Below are 19,891 nucleotides of genomic sequence, written 5' to 3'. Positions count from 1 at the left end.
AGGCATTCTTTAAACTGTACATTATCTTTCCTTGGCTATAATTCTATTTAAATGTGTGTCGAATATAAACGTGTAGTCTTTATTCAATGCACTGTCATCAAAGACATAATTTGAGCCACCGCCAGGCACTGTTTGAGATCGATCGTCGGGATTTGTTCTCCAAAACGGTGCCCACCCAGAAGTATTCGCATTCAAAATGAAACCATTAGCCCCGTTATCATTTGGTTGATCCTGTAAGGTAACATCGATAGTCCACAAATAGTTATTATTTGAATCTTTTGTAAATGGTTTACCAGAGTTGAAGTGCCAACATTGTGTGCTACCGTCATTGTTGTTAGTACAAGTAGAAGTTACAGCGTCAATAAAAATGCCCCTACCTAAAATATAAACCTGATCAAAAGCCGGATCACTAGGTGTGTATGATGTAACAGTATAACTAAGGTCTCGCACATCCATTGTAATTTCGTAATACCCTGTTCCCGGAAGAACTATTGGGGATACACTTGCATTTTGGCCCAACAACAACTTTCCTGGCGTATTAGGATCAGCACCAAAGGTAAAAGGCTCAAAAGATCCTTGTTGTGGAACAAACCTAACCTCTGAGTTCGCAGCAGTTGAATAGTAACGACCAGTGAACACATAACCGTCTTCACCCGTGGCCTGACTCCCCTCCGTACTAAATGGAATTCCGAAAATATCTTGGTTTAAAGCCGCATCACTAGTTTCGTCGGTTAAAAACATAGCATTAAACTGCAAATCTGTAACAACACTTACCGAAACGGTAGTCGTTGCCTCGTTACCCGTTACATCCGTTGCTGTAATATTAAATGTATAGTTTCCTGGATTAGCAACATCCAAAACGTTGGTATAGTTGTAAGATGCTCCTGAAATTGCAAGCGTTTCATTTAATAAATCACTTTCAATCTTGAATTCGGCCAATTCCCTATCGGCCAAGTCGATATCAAAATTAATTTCATTACCCGCGCCAATTAATACGGTAGCGCCGTCCACAGGACTATTAACAGTAATTGTAGGAGCTGCAATATCCTTGTCTAAGGTTACAACTACATCTCTAGTTGTGGCGACATCACCAGCATTGGTGATGGTGACAGGTATGGTGTGTGTACTGAAATCCACTTCGTCATCGGGAACCTTGAACATATAGGATATAGTATATGTTTCTGGCAAGGAATCCTTTCTTATGGTCTTATCCAAAAACCACTTATCATATTTAAAGTTAACAGTTTTGATACCTGCGGGGTCGGTTACGATACCTTCGAAGAGGAAAATTTCTCCAGGTAAGGATGAGATTTCCTGAATCAACGTTTGGAATTCTGGAGTAGAATCCACGTTTACAGACGAGTCATCGTCACTACATCCCGATAGGATGACCAGCATACCTGTGATGACCAGCAACTTCTTTTTAATTGTTTTCATTTTTTAATGTTTATTATGTTTAGTTGAAAATTAGGTTAATTCTTTTTTAATGTGATAAACAAGGACAATATCGTATTATAAAAAATTTAGAGATTTTCGCCTGGACGCAAACTATTCGCTATTTCAAACCAATTTTTATAGCACAAATTTAAATACACCTGCGTTTATTTACAAAATTATCATTTAGCTTAAAAAAAATAATAGACACAAAAGCCGTATATATGGACAATATTGCTTTTTAAATATTTATTCTGTACATTTAAACATTATCTATAATGGACAACCTTATTACAACTTAAGTATAGATTTTGAACAAGAAAACAAAGTCCGCTCTAGTGAATATTAATACAGCCTGTTTTGAATTTCCACTGTTGCCAAACATTTGAAAGTGGTTATCAGAAACAGCTAGCACGAGACAAAACAATTGTTTCGAAAATAAAATGGACAATATAAGTTTAAAAGAAGGATTTTTAGGGCAGAAAATGATAGCCTTACCCAAATCGATCATAAGTTTTTCTAAAAATAACGACATCACCCAAAATTTCTACGTCAGCGATCTGGGCTACTATCCTCGAGCCCACCATCATTACCGTTTCAGAAAAAAAGGGGCCAACCAGCATATCTTTATTTATTGTACCAAAGGCAAAGGTGAAATTTATCTTGGCAATGAAAGAACAGAAATAAACCCAAATCAATTTTTTATTATACCAAAAAACAAAAAACATGAATACCGTGCTGACGAAGAAGACCCGTGGAGCATTTATTGGTTTCACTTCAACGGGCAATTAGCGGACAAGCTTTACAATAGGTTTGCACAAACGCATACTTCAAATTATAAAAACATCCCTTTTTCCAAAGAAAGAATCAACTCTTTTGAAAAGATCTTTGCGCTTTTTCGCAGTAATTATTTGGAAGATTACATCGAGTACGCCAACATTCTCAGCCTTAACTTTATAAGTTATTTTGTTTACCACGACTTTGAAACTACGGTTAAAAGAAACGCTGATATTACAACGGTAAACTCAATTATTGAGTATTTAACGGATAACTTGGACAAAAAATTTACATTGGACGAAATCGCGTCCCGGTTTAACTATTCAAAATCCTACTTGCACACCAAATTTAAAACCAAAACCGGGTATCCCTTGTTGGTTTTTTTTAACCTAAAAAAAGTACAGAAGGCATGCGAACTTTTAAACTATACCGATATGAGCATAAAGGAAATCAGCTTTAATGTGGGTATAGACGACCCGTTGTATTTTTCAAGAATATTTAAAAACTTTATGGGCAAATCGCCTCGACAGTATAAAAAAAGTTTACAGAAATAAATGGGTGATTTGCGGACCACAAAAGGGTAGCTGGCAAATACTATTTCCGAAATAAGTTAATTACAAATAGAATATGGCTGTCCATCGTTGTAATTAATTATAACTTAACGTGAGTTCGATTTAAATATCTACAAATAAATTATTATTAAAATATTGAAAACCGCGCTTTGGCATATCGACAGAGCGAAGGATGAGCGACGAGATATCTCATAATGATGAGATTCCTCCTCGTTCCTCGTTCGGAATGACATACTTACAACAACAAATACCTCTAAATAATTGATTATCAAATAGTCATACATCGAACTCACGTTAACTTATCGAATATGTAAAGTTGAAGCTGGAGCCGTTAAACAATCTGATTTGTTTTATCCTTAATACCCTAAATTGACGGGACATCACTAAATCTAGTAAAAATTTAATGTAGATTTTAAAACACTGTTCTTAAAAAAATAAGCAAGGACACGCAGCTTTAAAAGAAAATTTTTAGGTCAAAAAATGGTTGCCTTACCGAAATCCATCATTAATATTTCTGAGGAAAACCAAATTACTCGAAACTTTTAGTTCAGTGATTTAGGATTCTACCCAAGAGCACATCTCCATTATCTTCTCCGGGAAAAAAGTTGCGAACATTACATTTTTATTTATTGCACCAAGGGAAAAGGAGAAATCTGTATTAATGAGACAAGAGCGGAAAATAAACCCCAATCAGTTCTTCATAATTCCGAAGGGCACAAGGCACGAATATAAAGCCGATAAACATGATCCCTGGAGTATTTATTGGTTTAGCTTCAATGGGCCATTAGCCGATGAACTTTATCAAAGATACACCCAGACACATCTTGACAATTACAAAAACATCCCCTTTTCTAGAGAAAGAATTAACGTATTCGATAAAATATTCTCTCTTTTTAATAGCAATTCTCTAGAAAATCATTTGGAGTATGCCAACTTATTGAGCCTAAATTTTATCAGCCATTTTGTTTACCATGACTTTGAGTCTAGCTTAAACAAAGCCTCCGAAAATACCATCGTTAATTCCGCTATCGAATTTTTAGACAACAACTTGAACAAAAAGCACTCAATTGATGAAATTGCTTTTAAGTTTAATTACTCCAAAGCCTCATTACAAAGCAAATTCAAAAACAAGACAGGGTACTCCGTATTGGTTTTCTTCAACTTAAAAAAGATACAAAAGGCCTGCGAGTATTTGAACTATACGGATTTAAGCATCAAGGAAATAAGTTTCAAGGTTGGGTTTGAAGATCCCTTTTATTTTTCAAGAATCTTTAAAAACTTCATGGGCAAATCACCGAGAAATTATAGACAGAGCAAGCGAAAGTAAAACCTCATTTTCCAAAAGGTCATCCATTTTGGTTTAACAGCAGTACATTGAATATGAACATAACAATACAGCAATCATTCAAAAATGATATTGGACAAAAAAAACCCTTGAAAATCAAATGATTATCAAGGGCAATAGTACTGAAGGCGGGACTTGAACCCGCACGGCCATAATGGCCATTGGATTTTAAGTCCAACGTGTCTACCAATTCCACCACTTCAGCAACTTCATATTTTTGAACTTAATACAAGAAGTTATTGAGCGAAAGACGGGATTTGAACCCGCGACCCTCACCTTGGCAAGGTGATGCTCTACCCCTGAGCTACTTTCGCATTATTTAATGAACGTACAATCTTGAGATTGCGGATGCAAATTTAAACTATTTCTAGTAAATCCAAAGTCTTTTAGAAAATAAATCCAACTTTTTTAGGCGTGTTTTTTCTTCACCAACATGCGCTTAATCTCGTTCAGTTTCATAAGCGCTTCCACAGGAGTTAATGTGTCAATATCCGTGTGTAGAATTTCATCTTTAATATTTTCCAATAAGGGATCATCCAAATTAAAAAAGCTCAATTGCATATCGTCATGCAGGGTTTTTACCTTATCGGTGAGCTCCTCACTGGAATGAGATTTTTCAAGTTTTTCAAGAATTTTATTGGCTCTTCGCAAAACTTGTTGTGGCATTCCCGCCATTTTAGCCACATGAATTCCAAAACTATGGGCGCTACCGCCTTCAACCAGTTTTCTTAAGAACAAAACATTGTCCTTTAACTCTTTTACAGAAACATTGAAATTTTTAATCCGCCCAAAAGTTTCACACATTTCATTGAGCTCGTGGTAATGCGTAGCAAACAATGTTTTTGGCTTTGAAGGATGTTCATGCAAATATTCGCTAATGGCCCATGCAATGGAAATACCATCATAAGTGCTCGTACCCCTTCCAATTTCATCCAACAACACTAAACTTCTATCAGAAATATTATTCAAAATAGAAGCTGTTTCATTCATTTCTACCATGAACGTGGATTCGCCCATCGAAATATTGTCACTTGCACCAACTCTCGTAAATATTTTATCTACAAGTCCGATTTTTGCTTCTTTAGCAGGTACAAAACTTCCGATTTGCGCCAATAAAACGATTAAAGCGGTTTGCCTTAAAATGGCCGATTTACCGGACATATTAGGTCCAGTAATCATTATAATTTGCTGAGATGTTCTATCCAAATAAACATCATTAGCTATATAAGTTTCGCCAATAGGCAATTGCTTTTCAATTACAGGATGGCGACCATTTTTAATATCCAAATCAAAAGAATCATCTATTTTCGGATATACATAATGATTGTCCTTTGCCAATTGGGCAAACCCGCATAAACAATCTAACTGACCTATCAAATACGCATTTTGTTGCACTGCTTTGATGTACTGATTCATCCAGTTCACCAATTCGGCAAACAATTGCTGTTCAATAGCCAAAATACGCTCTTCCGCACCCAATATTTTAGCCTCATATTCTTTGAGTTCTTCCGTTATATAGCGTTCGGCACTTACTAAAGTCTGTTTTCTTATCCACTCCTCGGGCACTTTGTCCTTATGCGTATTTCGTACTTCAATATAATACCCAAATACGTTGTTAGAAGCAATTTTCAGAGAAGTAATTCCGGTACGCTCACTTTCGCGCTCCAACATATTATCCAGATAATCTTTCCCTGATTTGGACAAGTTTCTAAGTTCATCCAATTCTGTTGAAAACCCTGAAGCTATGGTATTACCCTTTAAAACATTTACGGGCGCTTCTTCATTTAAAGTCGCTTTAATTTTTTCACGTAACACTTCACAGCTCTGCAAATTATCGCCAATAATACACAAAGACTCATTCTTAGCATTTGAAGCAATACTTTTAATGGGTACAATGGCTTCCAGGGAATTTTTAAGCTGAATCACCTCGCGTGGGTTTACCTTCCCTGTTGCAGTTTTAGAAATAAGACGCTCTAAATCCCCAATATGTTTGATGCGGTTTTGAATCTTTTGAAGTACCTCATCATTTTTAGTGAGAAAATCCACCACCTCGTGGCGTTGCTTGATTTTTTCAATAGTTTTAAGCGGCAATGCTAACCAACGTTTTAATAACCGACCACCCATTGGCGAGATGGTTTTATCAATGACATTTAAAAGGGTTACCGCATTATTATTGGTAGAGTTGTATAGTTCTAAATTTCGAATGGTGAATTTATCCATCCACACATAATCATCTTCTGCTATTCGCGCAATCGATGTGATATGCTGTAATTTATGATGCTGGGTTTCGCCTAAATAATGTAAAATAGAACCCGACGCTATAATGCCTTCGTACAAATCTTCAACGCCAAACCCCTTTAAAGTTTTGGTATCAAAATGCTTGGTTAAGGTTTCGTAGGCATAATCGGTTTGATACACCCAATCTTCCAAATAAAAGGTATGGAAATCATCGCCAAAACTCTCGTTGAAAAGTGTTCGTTTTTGTTTGGACACCAATACCTCACTTGGACTAAAATTTTGAAGTAATTTGTCGATATATTCAGCATTCCCTTGGGAGGTCAAAAACTCGCCCGTTGAAATATCCAAAAACGACACTCCTATACGCTGTTTGGTTACTGAGCTTGTCGAAGTATCGAAATATACCGAGCATAAGAAATTGTTAGACTTGCTGACCAGAACCTCATCGTTCAAAGCAACCCCTGGAGTTACCAATTCCGTAACACCTCTTTTTACGATAGTTTTGGTTTGCTTGGGATCCTCCAATTGATCGCAAATGGCAACACGCTCGCCGGCTTTTACCAACTTGGGCAAATACGTATTTAAGGAATGATGCGGAAACCCGGCCAACTCGGTTTCACTGGTACTGCCAGCACCTCGTTTTGTCAAAATGATACCCAAAATACCTGCCGCCTTCACAGCATCTTCCCCAAAGGTTTCATAAAAATCGCCCACACGAAACAACAGCAAAGCATCCGGATACTTAGCCTTGATGGCATTGTACTGTTTCATTAACGGAGTTTCCTTTTTCGCTTTTTTAGCCAATGGATAAATGGTTTTTTAGTCTTACTTTTGTGAAAATTGTAGCATGCAATGTACTATTAATTTCATGTTTTTTGAAGTTGAAAAACCACAAGTTATCTACAATTGAAGGGAGATTTCAACAATGCTTTTGTCTTTAAGAACAAAATAAAAGATTTGAAATTTGCAAGGCGCTTCGTCCCGATAACTATCGGGAGCGCTAAGCGTGACAAAGAATTTAAAAAATGCGAAAACTAAAAAATAACGAACTGGACAGATTAAGTATTGACGATTTTAAATCGGCAAAAAAAACACCTATCAGTATTGTTCTGGACAATGTTAGAAGCCTGAATAACATCGGGTCGGTTTTTAGGACGAGCGACGCATTTTTAATTGAAAAGATTTATCTCTGTGGTATCACGGCAAAGCCACCCCACAAGGACATCCACAAAACTGCTTTGGGAAGTACCGAAACTGTGGATTGGGAATATGTTGAAAGCACTTTAGATTTGATTGAAAGATTAAAAACGGATAACGTTAAAATCTGCGCCATAGAGCAGGCCAAAAATGCCGTCATGTTAAACGAGTTCAAAGTTGAAAACAACACCAAGTACGCACTTATTTTTGGCAATGAAGTAAAAGGTGTAGCGCAGGATGTGGTTTCGGCTAGCGATGTGGTGATTGAGATTCCGCAATACGGCACCAAACATTCGTTAAACATTTCGGTAAGCTGTGGCGTGGTTGTTTGGGAAGTATTTAGCAAACTGCAACGGCTTAAATAAATGTCTAAAAAAGCAAAAACACCTTGGCCTACCAAAGACGTAATGACCCAAATTTACGAGAAGCACTTTTGGGGCGGCAAAGGCCATGATTTTTATTCCGGTTGGGGTTCTCACGACACAAAAATCACAAAACCTTATTTAGATAACGTTACCTCTTTTTTAAAATCATTTCCATAACCTTTAACGGTTTGCGATTTAGGCTGTGGCGATTTTAATATTGGAAAACAACTTGTAAAATACACCAAAAAGTATATTGCTATTGATATTGTTGACACCCTGATTGAAAGAAATAAGACGCTTTTTAAAAATGATTATTTAGAATTTCATTGCTTAGATATAGCAAAGGATGAGCTCCCGAATGCTGACTGTATTATTTTGAGACAAGTATTACAGCATTTATCGAATACTGAAATTAAAAGTATCCTAAAAAAAACCAAAGATTACAAATATATTATCCTGACTGAACATATCCCTACAGGTATTTTTATTCCAAATAAAGATATTATTTCTGGACAGGTCAACCGTGTAAAACATAATAGTGGAGTAGATTTATTAAGCCCTCCATTTAATTTAAAAATTAAGGATGCGAAACACCTAACCACATGTTATTTAGAAGGCCCCGCTAAAAGTCAAATTACCACCACAGTATATCAATTATTCTAAAGCTTTACATACTCGTATATTGTCCCTAAACAAACAAGGCTACCTTTCTCAGGTAGCCTTTTCTTCAATATACTGAATACTTTTCTATTCTTAAGTTCAAAATTAGTTTTAAACTTTTTGATGTGTCGTATTCGCCCATCTAATTTGCGCTCTTCCGCCTTTAACTCGGTATGCACCGTATCTAATTTTCGATTGAGTCCCTCTTTCTGGATCAGGAATATCCCAATTAAATGATTGACCACCTATTATGGCATTGCAATAATGTATTTTCTTAGTACTATCGCTTGGATCTTCTTTAAAACCGACCTCCAGCACAAAAGAAGTTATTGCATTTTTATCTACTGTTGTTAGATAAACAACCTCTCTTCCGCTTCCTGATCCTCCACGCTCAAGGATACGCTCTGCATAAATATCAAACGCCACTTGTATGTTTGCGTTAACACCTGTACCATATTTGGGCTTAGCTAAATACAAACAAATAGCAGGGTCTGGAGAACCACCTCCACCGGTATGTTGCCCTTTGGCCTGTGCTATGTAAGTTCCATTTTGACTTTGTGAACCTGCATCACCCACTTCAAGAATTCTAAAATCACCTGTAAATTTTACAAATGACCCAACATTAGAGTTAGCAATTGGCAATGAGCGCTCTATTCTAGGCTGTAATGTAGTTTCAAATTTATTAGAACCGTCAGTTATATTGTAAACTCCCCATGTAATACCATCAACAATACTCTCTTTGTAATTAGCATAACAACTTCGGTCATCAATGGTTCCTACATTTACTGGGTTTGGCAAATCATTTGATGTTCGAGTTGCATTTTCCCCATCTGGGTTACAAGTGGTGTAAGCACCTATATCTTCATCCTCTGCTACCAATAGACCAGAATCTGGATCTGGATCTGGATCTGGATCGTTCTCAATCGCTTTTATCGGTTTGGTGAGATCTATCTCATCAGTTGAACAAGAAAAGAAGGCTACAAAAACAATTAATGACGTAATTGTTAATATCTTGTAAATAGTCTTTGAGTTTTTCATAATTTTTTAGAATTTTTGGTAAAATTAAGACTGAAAAGAACATAATCCATCCTGAACTATCCTGCCTGTTTTTAGCGGTTTAAGACTAAGTTTTAATTGAAATCACGAAAGTTCGGTAAATTCCTTTAAATAAATAACTGAATTATTAGTCGATTTATTGTTTACAAATTACGCTCGAAGTAGATTTTTTTGTTACCGTAAAGAGTTTAAAAATATTTCATTCAGCACCAACAAATAATCAGCGCGATTACCAACAAAATCCCTTTCTGAAACATCAATAATTTTGACTTCAAAATCAGTTTGTGTTTTTAAGAATTTTAGATAGCCTGCGTTGATATTTTCTAAATAATCATCGGCAATGTTTTGCTCATAGTCGCGTCCACGTTTTTTGATGTTTTCCTGTAAACGGGCAGTGTTTTGATACAAATAAATGTATAAATCGGGTTTTGGCACGTCCCTATACATCAAATTGAACAGTCTTCGGTACAACTGAAATTCGTCATCATTAAGAGTGATTTTTGAGAAAATCAGGGATTTCACCACGTAATAATCGCTCACTTTAAAATTTTTGAACAAATCGAGTTGTGACAAATCATCCGATATTTGTTGATAGCGATCCGCCAAAAAAGACATTTCTAAAGGAAAAGCATATCGGTTGGCATCCTCATAAAACTTGGGCAAAAACGGATTGTCGGCAAACCGCTCCAAAACCAATTTCGCATTAAAATCTTGGGCAATTTTTGTGGCCAAACTTGTTTTCCCAGCACCAATATTACCTTCGATAGCAACATAATTATAGTTTGAAAAATTGAACTGCTTACTTGGGTTTTTTAACCAAATATTGATGGGTTCCAATACCGAATTGTCTTCACATTCTTCCAATAAAACAGACACTTCTTTATACAATTTTGGGTGTACAACTTTAGATGCAATATCATTTAAGGGCATTAGCACAAATTTCCGCTTTTGCATTTCAGGGTGCGGTAGCTGAAGGGTTTTGGTGTCAATAATAGCTTCACCAGCGAATACAATATCCAAATCGATGGTTCGGGCTTCGTAGCCTTTGGTTTTGCTTCTAGTTCTGCCTAATTCTGTTTCAATTTTAAGAAGATGGTTCAGTACTTTTTTGGACTTCAAATCACTTTCCAGCACCAAACAGCAGTTTAAAAAATCATCGCCTTCAAATCCAAAAGCTGGTGACTTATAAACTTTAGAAATCAACTTGATAGTCCCGATACGCTCAAAGATGGCATCAACAGCCCGTTGCAGGTTTTTAAATTTGTCGCCCTTGTTGCTTCCTAGTGCAATATGGTATGTTATTGGCTTTATCATGCGGAAAGCAAAATAATAAAAAGTAAATGGAATTTGGTTATATTATTGGCACTGATTTGTCTTTAAAAATAGTTCTCGATACAATTTCTCGTACCTCAAAATCACTCGAACTGACTTACGGTTTTTTAACGACAACTGTCACTTCGAGTGATTCCGACTTTTTCGTCGGAATTGTATCGAGAAACTTTATTTTAACTACATGAAAATCTATTGCGTATATATTTTAAAATGCTCGGACAACACATACTATACAGGCATTACTTCAACATTAGAAAAAAGAATAATTGAGCATCAAACAGGAAGACACATTGAAAGTTACACTTACAATAGAAGACCTGTCCATTTAGTTTTTTATGCCGAATTCACAAATCCTGAAGTCGCCATTTCAAGTGAAAAACAAATCAAAAAATGGTCAAGAGCAAAAAAGGAGGCTCTAATTAATGGAGAATTTGAAAAGCTTCCTAACTTAGCTAAAAAGAAGTTTAGAAAATAACAAGGTTCTCGATACGCCACGCATGGGCGTGGCACTCGAACTGACATAACGTTATAATATGACCCTAAAAGACAAACTCCTAGCCCAACGCATTTACCTTTTATTGGGCGGATTGTTCATCACCTCATTAGTAGTTTCCAACTTAATATTTCAAAAGTTTTTTTATTGGTATCCGTTTGATATTGAGGCTTTTGGAAGTAAATTATTTGAGATTTCAGTGGGTATTTTACCTTACCCCATCACTTTTTTGATCACGGATTTAATCAGTGAAATTTATGGTAAAAAGCGCGCGAATGATGTGGTAGTAGTTGGGATTTTTGCATCGTTATTTTCACTTCTAATCATTTACGTTGCCGATAGTGTTCCTGCAACACCATGGGCGCCGGTGGATAACGAGATGTTTAGAACTGTTTTCGGGAACTCAACCATAGCGGTTTTCGCCAGTATGCTCACCTATTTGTTTGCACAGTTTGTGGATATCCAAATTTACCACTTTTGGAAACGCCTCACTAAAGGCAAACACCTTTGGTTACGCAACAACTTTTCTACTTGGTTTTCACAATTTGTAGACACCTTTACCATTGTGTTTTTGCTATGCTCCTTTGGTATTATCGACTGGGCAAATTTTAAAGGTTTGTTGGTTAGCGGATTTCTATTCAAGGTTTTTGTCGCCATTTTAGATACACCACTGCTGTATCTGGGCGTGTATTTTTTTAGAAAACGCTTCAATTTAAAAGTGAACGAGGAAATCAATTTGCTCTAGTTATTTAACAATATATTCACTGTTTTCAATCTTTTAGCTCCGTTTTTGCGTATATATTTGTGTACGTTAAATTTCTAAATGCTCCATTTTGAAGAAAGCTTTTAAGATCATCGGGATTACCCTTTTGATAATCGTAGCGCTTTTAATCGCCATTCCTTTTGCGTTTCAAGGTCAAATCAAGGATATAGTAAAACGTTTTATTAATGAAAACGTTAATGCCAAAGTAGAATTTAGTGATGTGAGTTTAAGTTTAATCAAAAGTTTCCCCCAAGCCCATGTTGGGGTAAGTGATTTGGTGATAACCAATTTTGAGCCCTTTAAAGATGAAACCTTTGCCACGGCCAAGGATATTTCGTTTACAATGTCCGTTAAGGAATTGTTCAAAAACACAAGTGATGGACCGATTGTGGTGAATACTATCAATATCGACGAAGTATTGTTAACATTGAAGACCGATAAATTTGGCAATAATAATTACGACATTACCAAAGAAAAAGAAAACCAATCAACATCCGAAAGCGATCGTAGTTTTGCCTTCGATATTGAGGACTATCAAATCAAAAAAAGTGCATTCACCTATATTGATGAAAGTTCCGATATCTTGATTCACATAACCGAGTTAAACCACGATGGCCATGGCACCTTTTCAGCAGAAAGCTCGGAACTTGACACCAAAAGTGAAGCCAACCTGAGTATCACTTTAGATAGCACCAATTACCTCAGTAATAATCCTATAAAATTGGATGCGCTTATTGGTTTGGATTTGGAAAATGAAACTTACACTTTTAAGGAAAACAAAGGCTACATTAACGCATTGCCCATTGAATTTGAAGGTTTTGTGCAAATGGTTGAAAACGGACAGCAAATTGACATTTCGTTTGAAAACCCAGAATCAGACTTTAAAAACTTTTTAGCCATCATTCCTAAAGAATATTCAAAGAACATTGAAGATGTGCAGACTACCGGAGATTTTAAAGTGAAAGGATTGATAAAAGGGTTGAGTTCTGAAGAAACCATACCGAATTTGGACATCAGCATTACTTCAAAAAATGCTTCATTTAAATATCCGGATTTGCCAAAACGGGTTAGCAATATCTCAATAGACACCCATATAAAAAACGAAACGGGAAATACCGACGACACCTACATTGATATAAAAACGCTCAATTTTAAAATCGATGAGGATATGTTCAAATCCTCGGCGACCTTAAAAAACCTTACCAAAAATATGTTGGTGAATGCCAACATTGATGGGGTTTTAAATTTGGCAAACATCACAAAAGCGTACCCCGTGAAATTGGAAAATGCCCTCACTGGTATTTTAAAAGGCAAACTGAATTCGGCTTTTGACATGAATGCCATCAAAACCAATGCCTACGAACGTATCAAAAACAAAGGGACTGCAAGCATAACCGATTTTGTGTTTTCTTCTGAAGACATCGTTAATCCCATTCATATTTCACAAGCGGATATGACCTTTAAGCCTGGTACCGTTAACCTAAGTAACTTCAAAGCGCAAACGGGCGATAGTGATTTGAATGCCACCGGCACCATCAACAACTTATTGGGGTTTTTGTTGAGTGACAATACCTTAAAAGGGAATTTTAACGTGAATTCTAACCTGTTTAAGGTCGGTGATTTTATGACTGAAGATGAAGCTAATGTGGAAAGCAACAAAACGACCAGCGATGATGAATCCCTAAAAATACCTGCCTTTTTAGAATGCATTGTTGATGCCAAAGTGAACACGGTGTTGTATGACAACTTGAAACTAAATGACGTTACCGGGAAACTCTATATCAAGGACCAGCAAGTCGCCATTCAAGATATGACCTCTAGTATTTTTAATGGCGAGCTAATGGTTAACGGGGATATTTCCACTAAAGAAGAAACGCCAGTGTTCCATCTCGATTTGGGCGCCAATGATTTTGATATTGCACAGTCCTTTCAAGATTTAGAATTGTTCCAAAATTTGGCCCCAATTGCGGAATTTTTTCAAGGCAAATTGAATACCACCCTTAAACTTTCAGGAAGTTTGGACCAGGAGTTTTCGCCCGTTTTGAATTCCGTATCCGGGAGTGCCTTGGCAGAACTGCTTACAACGAAAATCAACTCAAAAGATGGGCTTTTAGGTCAATTAGAGGGTGCCTTGTCCTTTATAGATTTTGATCAATTGGATTTAAAAGACGTGAAAACCAAACTGGATTTTGCCGACGGAAAAGTGGCGGTTAAACCTTTTAAATTGAAATATCAGGATATTGATATTGATGTTTCAGGGGCGCACGGTTTTGATAAAAGCATCGATTACAACGTTGTATTTAATGTGCCTGCAAAATATTTGGGTAGTGAAGTGAACCGGTTAATTGGTCAAATCAATGATACCGAAGTCAACAACATCACGATTCCCGTTACGGCAAATATTACTGGGGCTTTTACTAGCCCAAATGTAAAAACCGATTTGGCCAGCGGTATTAAAAGCTTGACAAATCAGCTTCTCGAAATTCAAAAGCAAAAATTGTTGAACCAAAGCAAGGACAAAGTGAAGGATTTAATTGGTGATGTTATTGGCGGGAACAAAACCAAAACCGATTCCATTAAAAAACGGCAAAACAATACTGTAAACGATGTTTTAAAGGATATCATAAAAACCAAAACCCCTCAAGACTCAACAAACACTGATACTGTGAATTCCACCGAAAAGGTGATTAAAAATGTTTTAGGAGGCTTATTGGGTGTATCTAAAAAACAAAAAGACTCAATAAATTAGGTTTTCGAGATTAAAAGTCTCAACTTCGCCATTTTAAAGGATTATACCAAATTAAATAAACCACGCATATGCTAAAAATTATTGTAAAAGATGGCGAAAATATAGAGCGCGCCTTAAAACGTTATAAGCGTAAACACAGAAACATTCAAGTGATGCAAAATCTTAGGGAAAGGCAACACTTCACAAAGCCTTCAGTAAAAAGACGCCGCGAGATTCAAAAAGCAGCCTATATTCAAAGTTTAAGGGACCAAGAGGATATTTAAACGTCTTCTTTCTTGATAAATAAAAAATCCCGTTTGCTTGAATGTAAACGGGATTTTTTTGCCTGTCTTAATGTGGAATGGGATAATCCTCATAAAAATGCTCGAAGGTTTTGTCCGTGGTATATCGGTCTTTTAAAACTTTGTACACCATCACAACCACCAAAGCCTGCCCTAAACACATCGTGTAAAACACCCCGGTGAAAGCCATATCCATGGAAATCATTACAGTTAAAAGGATCAACAGAAACGTGGTGAGTGCCACATAAAATAGTGCTGGAATTTTCATTTTTTTCTTTACAAGATAATAAAGAATCCCGGCAATATATGTTAGTGACTCGTTAAAATAATCACCCTAAATTATTGAAATTTCAACCACCAACCCTTCATTCGCCCGTACATTAAACACCGTTTGGTCTTCAAAAATCAAATACTGCCCTTTTACACCCACCAGTGTTCCTTCGTAAGATTCCTCTTTTTTAATGTTTAAACTTTTTGGTTTTTCGGGGTACTTTTGAACAGGGAATTCCAAATTGGTTTCGGAGTTGCTTTCAATAAAATAATCCGCAACCTCATCTGGGATAAAAGACTTCAAGCGCTCACGCCACTCCACCAAATTTTCATCCTTAATTTCATTTTTAAGCATGGTGCGCCAATTGGTTTTATCGCTTACATGGTCTTTTAAGGCCACCTCGGTAATGCCCGCCAAATAGCGGTTGGGCACCTCCACAATTTCAATGGCCTCGTGCGCACCTTGGTCTATCCAACGGGTAGGCACTTGGCTTTTTCGGGTCACCCCAACTTTTACATTACTGGAATTGGCCAAATACACAATATGGGGTTGCAACTGCACCTGCTTTTCGTATTCCAAATCACGATCCTCTTTTCCTAAATGGGCGGTGCTCAACTCAGGGCGCATAATCCATTCCCCTGCTTGAGCGGTTTCATAAAAGCATTGTTTGTCAAAACCTTGGCGATATATCGGCTTGTCTAATCCACAATTCAAACATTGGTACTTTACAAACTGCATTTTTATGCGCTTGTTCAACAGTTGGTTGACGTTGATAAAATCATGATCAAACACCAAATAGTATTGAATTGGACTGGAAAATTCGGTCTCCATTTTCCGTAAAACACCCTGATAGGTCATATAAAAAAAAGTATTATTTTAGAAACCTAAAGATAGCATAAAAATGCCAATTCCGTTAGTTAATTCCATTGCATCCTGGTTCCTCAAAAAGCGATTTCATCAAATTGAATTGTTTTTGAAATACCCCAATGAAGTCCAGAATGAATTGTTATTAACTCTGATAGATTTTGCTAAAAATACCGAAATCGGCAGACAATATGGGTTTAATTCCATTAAAGACTATAAAACCTTTGCTGAACGTGTGCCAATTAAGAATTATGATGGCTGGCAGGATATTATAGAGCGTTCGCGCAGAGGGGAACCCAACCTATTTTGGCCCACCCCAATTAAATGGTTTGCAAAGTCTAGCGGGACTACTCGTGCAAAAAGCAAATTTATCCCCGTAAGTGAAGAATCCTTAGAGGATTGTCACTACGCCGCCAGCAAGGATTTATTATGCATGTATTTGAATAATAATGAAGACTCTCAATTATTCACAGGAAAGAGTTTGCGCCTAGGCGGCAGCAAAGAATTGTATAAGGAAAACGGCACTATTTTTGGCGACCTTTCGGCCATTTTGATTGACAATATGCCTTTTTGGGCCGAATTTAGCAGCACACCGAGCAATAAAGTCTCCTTAATGAGCGATTGGGAACACAAAATGCAGGCCATTGTGGATGAAACTATTGAAGAAAACGTGACTAGTTTGGCCGGAGTCCCTTCATGGATGCTGGTACTATTAAACAATGTTCTGGAAACTACCGGAAAACAGAGTCTATTGGATGTTTGGCCAAATCTGGAAGTGTATTTTCATGGAGGTGTCAGTTTTGTGCCGTATGCAGATCAGTACAAAAAAATACTTCCAAAGAAAGATTTTAAGTATTATGAAATCTATAATGCCTCTGAAGGCTTCTTTGCGATTCAGGACCAAAATAATTCTGATGAACTTTTGCTGATGCTGGACTATGGGATATTTTACGAGTTTATCCCTATGGATGTTTATGCCACTGCTGAAGAAAAAGCCATTCCATTAAGCGAAGTCCAGCTCAATAAAAACTACGCCATCATCATTACAACGAATGCAGGTTTGTGGCGCTATAAAATTGGAGACACTATTCGGTTCACCTCTTTGTATCCTTATCGGATTAAAATTTCGGGAAGGACTAAACACCACATCAACGTCTTTGGTGAAGAATTGATTATCGAAAATGCTGAAAGCGCTCTTAAAAAAGTGTGCCACCGCACTGAAGCGGAAATTGTGGATTTTACGGCCGCCCCAATTTTTATGGAAGGCAAGGAAAAAGGCGCTCACGAATGGCTGATTGAGTTTAAAACACCCCCAAAGGATTTGGACTATTTTAATGAACTGTTTGACAATGCCTTGAAATCGCTGAATTCGGATTACGAAGCAAAACGCTACAATAATATTACCTTAAACAAACCCACCATAAACGTAGCCCGGCCAAAACTCTTCCACGACTGGTTGAAGCAAAATAATAAATTGGGAGGGCAACATAAAGTGCCCCGACTTTCAAACACCCGGGATTATTTGGACGATTTATTAAAACTGAACGTCTGATTTTTGTTGTCAGAATACTCTCAACACCAGACAGTTAACGAATTAACCTGCGATTAGTCCAAGTTTTTTCATAACCTCTTGAATCTCTGATATTTTTGTGTTTTAGTTAATCCTTAAACCCTCGCTTTATGAGAACCAAGTTACTCTTACTAGCCCTATTTGTGTTCAATTTATCCATAGGTCAAAGTACTTCTTCAGATTTTACAGCCGAGCTTAATTTACCAAATATTCCAGATGTTTCAAGTGAAGCTGAAATTGGTGCAAACGGATTTCAATTCGAGGTTTTAGACGCCGGCGTAAATACCAAATTTTCAGAGTTCGGCTCGGGCTTTTTTATGAATAAATTAATTATGGTATCCTCAAAAAAGATTGGAGGATTGGCCAAAATTGATCCAAAAACAAATGAGGCTTATAAGGATTTGTTCTGTTTAGATATTGAGGATAACGGCCAATTGAGTTCTCCGTTGCTCTTTTCCAGGATATTGAATACGAAGGATAGCGAGGATCAACTTACCTTTTCACCGGATAGAAAAACGGTTTATTTTACCCGAAGCTCACAGGAAAATTCATTGGAGTACAAATTATACAAAGCTGAGCTAGAGCAAGATTCCCATGGCAACTGGATTAACCAAAAACTCCTAAGCATTAACGATAAAAATGTATCCATTGAAACGCCTTACATGAGTCCGAAAGGGGATAAACTGTATTTTTCTTCCAATCGCGCAGATTCGTTTGGGGGTTATGATATTTATGTTTCCGAGGTGATGCCTGACGGTTCCTTGGGAACGCCAAAAAATCTTGGGCCAAACGTTAATACGGCTTCCAACGAAAAATATCCATCATTATCTTTAGATGGTAAGTATTTGTATTTTTCGTCAAAAGGGCACCAAAATATAGGTGGCTACGATGTTTTTATGAGTAGAATTTTAAGAACAGGTTATAAGTCTCCAAGAAATTTAGGTAATACCATAAATACCCGTTATGATGAAGTAGCCTATTTCTTGGCTGCAAGACACAAAGGCTATATGTCCTCAAACAAACCTAACGGTAAAGGGAGACATGACATTTACACCGTAACCCGAGATAAGGTTGAGCAATCCCTAAAAGGTACAGTTTTAGATTCTGAAACGCGGATAAAACTTCCAAATACTCTGGTCATAGTTAAAGACGAAGATGGTATTGAGGTTGCCAGAAAGTTAACAGATGAAAGCGGACGTTTTAGTTTTGAAGTAGTCCCGTTTGAAAACTACACCATTTCTACGGAAAAAGATGGCTTCATCAATATGACATTTAATTTCTTTTCTAGCAAAGGTTTTGACACTGTATATGACAAAAATTTCGAGCTTGAAACCACTGCTCCTGTTATTGCAGAAGTGGATGACAAATTGGCTATCGTCATCGAAAACATTTACTTCGATTTCAATAAATGGAGTCTTAAGGAAGAATCCCATATTTCGATGAACAAGATTGTTAAGGTACTAACAGAAAACCCGAAAATGCAACTGGCTATAAATGCGCACACCGATAATAAAGGTAGCGACAGCTATAACCTAAAACTATCTGACAGGCGCGCAGTTTCTGCGGTAAAGTATCTCATCAAAAATGGTATCAGCAAAAACAGACTAAAGTCAAAAGGTTACGGCGAACGTCAACCAAAAATAGATTGTAAATCCAATTGTACCGACGAGGAACTGCAAGCCAATAGGAGGGTGGAGTTCATTATTTTGGATTAACTAAAAGCGGGCTACACTAAATTATCGACGAATAGATTAACGGTATTTCATTTTAGGCTTTAAACGAGTAATTCGTCCTGTTGTCTAAAATTAGGATTTAAAGGTTGTGACAAATATATAGTAAGTCTATTTTTGATTCTGAATTTAAAAGCAAACGAAAACATTTAATATTAATTAATATCCATAAAAATATACCGCGCTACGCCAGC

The 19,891-nt window shown here is 36.9% G+C and carries 16 protein-coding genes, 2 tRNA genes and 1 pseudogene; 11 read left to right on the top strand and 8 right to left on the bottom strand.

Annotated elements, in window-relative coordinates:
- Window positions 1-21 precede the first annotated feature (21 nt).
- Window positions 22-1,437, bottom strand: coding sequence for a hypothetical protein (locus ACFSR8_RS02985; protein ID WP_380288873.1), 1,416 nt, complete (start codon window positions 1,435-1,437; stop codon window positions 22-24).
- Between the two features lie 440 nt (window positions 1,438-1,877).
- Here ACFSR8_RS02985 and ACFSR8_RS02980 point away from each other — a divergent pair, with 440 nt between their 5' ends.
- Together ACFSR8_RS02980 and ACFSR8_RS02975 are read left to right on the top strand one after the other, a co-directional pair.
- The gene (locus ACFSR8_RS02980) at window positions 1,878-2,765 is read left to right on the top strand and encodes an AraC family transcriptional regulator (protein WP_380288871.1); all 888 of its coding nucleotides are present in this window, start codon (window positions 1,878-1,880) and stop codon (window positions 2,763-2,765) included.
- Between the two features lie 679 nt (window positions 2,766-3,444).
- A complete protein-coding gene (locus ACFSR8_RS02975; protein WP_380288869.1) occupies window positions 3,445-4,110 on the top strand; it encodes an AraC family transcriptional regulator in 666 nt (221 codons plus the stop codon).
- Between the two features lie 138 nt (window positions 4,111-4,248).
- On the opposite strand, the gene ACFSR8_RS02970 is transcribed toward ACFSR8_RS02975, so the two are convergent.
- From ACFSR8_RS02970 to mutS, 3 genes are all read right to left on the bottom strand, one after another.
- Window positions 4,249-4,333 (bottom strand) — tRNA-Leu (locus ACFSR8_RS02970).
- Window positions 4,334-4,370: 37 nt separating this feature from the next.
- Window positions 4,371-4,442: transfer RNA gene (locus tag ACFSR8_RS02965), tRNA-Gly, on the bottom strand.
- 94 nt (window positions 4,443-4,536) lie between these two features.
- Window positions 4,537-7,170, bottom strand: a complete 2,634-nt coding sequence (gene mutS, locus ACFSR8_RS02960; RefSeq protein ID WP_380288867.1) for a DNA mismatch repair protein MutS — start codon at window positions 7,168-7,170, stop codon at window positions 4,537-4,539.
- Window positions 7,171-7,391: 221 nt separating this feature from the next.
- Here mutS and ACFSR8_RS02955 point away from each other — a divergent pair, with 221 nt between their 5' ends.
- The 3 genes and pseudogenes from ACFSR8_RS02955 to ACFSR8_RS02945 form a co-directional block, all read left to right on the top strand.
- The gene (locus ACFSR8_RS02955) at window positions 7,392-7,928 is read left to right on the top strand and encodes an RNA methyltransferase (protein ID WP_380288865.1); all 537 of its coding nucleotides are present in this window, start codon (window positions 7,392-7,394) and stop codon (window positions 7,926-7,928) included.
- Window positions 7,929-8,105 (top strand): hypothetical protein, encoded by a 177-nt coding sequence (locus ACFSR8_RS02950; RefSeq protein ID WP_380288863.1) that lies wholly within the window; start codon window positions 7,929-7,931, stop codon window positions 8,103-8,105.
- Between the two features lie 18 nt (window positions 8,106-8,123).
- Window positions 8,124-8,591: pseudogene (locus ACFSR8_RS02945) on the top strand (class I SAM-dependent methyltransferase); the annotation flags it as partial.
- Window positions 8,592-8,699: 108 nt separating this feature from the next.
- Here the strand turns inward: ACFSR8_RS02945 and ACFSR8_RS02940 are convergent.
- Window positions 8,700-9,626 carry a hypothetical protein gene (locus ACFSR8_RS02940; RefSeq protein WP_380288861.1) on the bottom strand — a complete coding sequence of 309 codons (927 nt, stop codon included), beginning with the start codon at window positions 9,624-9,626 and terminating at the stop codon, window positions 8,700-8,702.
- Between the two features lie 192 nt (window positions 9,627-9,818).
- A complete protein-coding gene (gene folK / locus ACFSR8_RS02935) occupies window positions 9,819-10,958 on the bottom strand; it encodes a 2-amino-4-hydroxy-6-hydroxymethyldihydropteridine diphosphokinase (protein ID WP_380288859.1) in 1,140 nt (379 codons plus the stop codon).
- Window positions 10,959-11,157: 199 nt separating this feature from the next.
- On the opposite strand from folK, the gene ACFSR8_RS02930 reads away from it, so the two are divergent.
- The 4 genes from ACFSR8_RS02930 to rpsU all read left to right on the top strand — a co-directional run bounded on the left by ACFSR8_RS02930 (window position 11,158) and on the right by rpsU (window position 15,244).
- The gene (locus ACFSR8_RS02930) at window positions 11,158-11,451 is read left to right on the top strand and encodes a GIY-YIG nuclease family protein (RefSeq protein ID WP_380288857.1); all 294 of its coding nucleotides are present in this window, start codon (window positions 11,158-11,160) and stop codon (window positions 11,449-11,451) included.
- A 58-nt stretch (window positions 11,452-11,509) separates the two neighbouring features.
- Window positions 11,510-12,214 carry a queuosine precursor transporter gene (locus ACFSR8_RS02925; protein ID WP_380288855.1) on the top strand — a complete coding sequence of 235 codons (705 nt, stop codon included), beginning with the start codon at window positions 11,510-11,512 and terminating at the stop codon, window positions 12,212-12,214.
- A gap of 88 nt (window positions 12,215-12,302) precedes the next feature.
- Window positions 12,303-14,981: an AsmA-like C-terminal region-containing protein gene (locus ACFSR8_RS02920; RefSeq protein WP_380288853.1), complete on the top strand. Its 2,679-nt coding sequence runs from the start codon at window positions 12,303-12,305 to the stop codon at window positions 14,979-14,981.
- Between the two features lie 68 nt (window positions 14,982-15,049).
- Entirely contained in the window at window positions 15,050-15,244 is a 195-nt protein-coding gene (gene rpsU / locus ACFSR8_RS02915; protein WP_380288851.1) for a 30S ribosomal protein S21, read from the top strand.
- Between the two features lie 67 nt (window positions 15,245-15,311).
- On the opposite strand, the gene ACFSR8_RS02910 is transcribed toward rpsU, so the two are convergent.
- Entirely contained in the window at window positions 15,312-15,530 is a 219-nt protein-coding gene (locus ACFSR8_RS02910; RefSeq protein ID WP_380288849.1) for a hypothetical protein, read from the bottom strand.
- 66 nt (window positions 15,531-15,596) lie between these two features.
- Window positions 15,597-16,391 carry a DUF2797 domain-containing protein gene (locus ACFSR8_RS02905; protein WP_380288847.1) on the bottom strand — a complete coding sequence of 265 codons (795 nt, stop codon included), beginning with the start codon at window positions 16,389-16,391 and terminating at the stop codon, window positions 15,597-15,599.
- 43 nt (window positions 16,392-16,434) lie between these two features.
- Between ACFSR8_RS02905 and ACFSR8_RS02900 the strand changes: the two genes are divergently transcribed.
- Both ACFSR8_RS02900 and ACFSR8_RS02895 read left to right on the top strand, forming a co-directional pair.
- Window positions 16,435-17,949 carry a GH3 auxin-responsive promoter family protein gene (locus tag ACFSR8_RS02900; protein ID WP_380288845.1) on the top strand — a complete coding sequence of 505 codons (1,515 nt, stop codon included), beginning with the start codon at window positions 16,435-16,437 and terminating at the stop codon, window positions 17,947-17,949.
- A gap of 128 nt (window positions 17,950-18,077) precedes the next feature.
- Entirely contained in the window at window positions 18,078-19,682 is a 1,605-nt protein-coding gene (locus ACFSR8_RS02895) for an OmpA family protein (RefSeq protein ID WP_380288843.1), read from the top strand.
- Window positions 19,683-19,891: the final 209 nt, after the last annotated feature.

This window comes from Hyunsoonleella rubra (assembly GCF_042684665.1).
In the GTDB taxonomy this organism is placed as follows: Bacteria; Bacteroidota; Bacteroidia; order Flavobacteriales; family Flavobacteriaceae; genus Jejuia; species Jejuia rubra.
The sequence above is the reverse complement of the archived record's forward strand: the minus strand, read 5'-3'. Positions and strand labels throughout refer to the sequence as shown.